The organism is Acidovorax delafieldii 2AN (genome assembly GCF_000175235.1).
Taxonomy (GTDB): Bacteria; Pseudomonadota; Gammaproteobacteria; order Burkholderiales; family Burkholderiaceae_C; genus Acidovorax; species Acidovorax delafieldii_B.
Genome location: NZ_ACQT01000499.1, coordinates 1 through 1,306, shown reverse-complemented (window position 1 = coordinate 1,306; position 1,306 = coordinate 1). Strand labels below are relative to the sequence as shown.

At 67.5% G+C, this 1,306-nt stretch carries 1 protein-coding gene and 1 pseudogene; both read left to right on the top strand.

Going from position 1 to position 1,306, the window contains the following annotated elements; translation table 11 throughout:
- Positions 1 to 115: 115 nt before the first annotated feature.
- Positions 116 to 985: a putative selenate ABC transporter substrate-binding protein gene (locus ACDELDRAFT_RS22580; RefSeq protein ID WP_005801272.1), complete on the top strand. Its 870-nt coding sequence runs from the start codon at positions 116 to 118 to the stop codon at positions 983 to 985.
- Positions 986 to 1,051: 66 nt separating this feature from the next.
- Positions 1,052 to 1,306, top strand: a pseudogene (locus tag ACDELDRAFT_RS22575) (ATP-binding cassette domain-containing protein); the annotation flags it as partial.

Here is a 1,306-nt window from a genome sequence, read left to right as displayed (position 1 = left end):
CCGGCCGTGAGCGCACGCGGCAGGAACCGCGACAATCACCCGCTCGGCGCCGCCCCGCCGCAGACCCCGACTCCCCTTGCCGGCACCGGCTCCCATTTTTTATCTGGACATTTCCATGACCCGACCCTTCTCCCCGATCCGCGCACTGAAGCTGGCGCTGGCTGGCGCCGCCCTGGCCCTGGCCGGCCTGGCGCAGGCCCAGGCGGTCTTCAAGATCACGGCGATCCCCGACGAATCGCCCACCGAGCTGGCGCGCAAGGCGGCGCCGCTGGTGAAGTACCTGGAGCAAAAGCTTGGCACGAAGGTGGAATTCACGCCGGTGTCCGACTACGCCGCAGCCGTGGAGGCGCTGGCCAACAAGCAGGTGGACATGGCCTGGTATGGCGGCTTCACTTTTGTGCAGGCCAGCATCCGCTCGGGCGGCAAGGTCGTGCCCCTGGTGCAGCGCGAAGAAGACGAGAAGTTCCGCTCGGTGTTCATCAGCGCCGACCCGGCCATCCGTTCCCTGGCCGACCTCAGGGGCAAGACCGTGAGCTTTGGCGCGCAGTCCAGCACCTCGGGCCACCTGATGCCGCGCAGCTTTTTGCTGCAGGCCCAGATCGACCCCGACAAGGACTTCAAGCGCGTGGCCTACTCGGGCGCGCACGACGCCACCATCGCCGCCGTGGCCTCGGGCAAGGTGGATGCGGGCGCACTGAACATCTCGGTGTGGGAAAAGTTCGTGGCCGACAAGAAGGTGGACACGGCCCGGGTGAAGGTCATCTTCACCACCCCGGCCTACTTCGACTACAACTGGACCGTGCACAGTGACATGCCGGCAGCCCAGCGCGAAAAAATCGCCAAGGCGTTTCTCGACCTGAGCCCCGCCACCCCCGAAGGCAAGGAAATCCTCGCGCTGCAGCGCGCCACGCGCTTCATTCCCACCCAGGCCAGCAACTACAAGGGCATCGAGACCGCAGCGCGCAGCGCGGGCCTGATCAAGTGACCGCAGTTGCTCTGTTTTTAGTAGCTGACAGCGCATATTTGACAAGCGCTGCAGCGTGATTTCCCCATGAAACTGCGGTTGACGAACACCACCGTGCGCCACCCGGCTGCACGCGCCAGCGCGGCGCCGGCGCTGCACGGCCTGGACTTGGCGGTGGCACAGGGCGAGCAGGTCGCCGTGATCGGCCCCTCGGGCGCGGGCAAGACCACGCTGCTGCACTTGCTGGCCTGCGCGCAGCGGCCCGCCCAAGGCGCCCTGACCCTCGATGGCTGCCGATCCCTGGGCCCTGCCCCGCAGCGCATTGCAGCGCCTGCGCGGCCG

Coding starts and splice junctions, on each gene's coding strand:
- ACDELDRAFT_RS22580 (WP_005801272.1), top strand. CDS start 116: ATGACCCGACCCTTCTCCCCGATCCGCGCACTGAAGCTGGCGCTGGCT.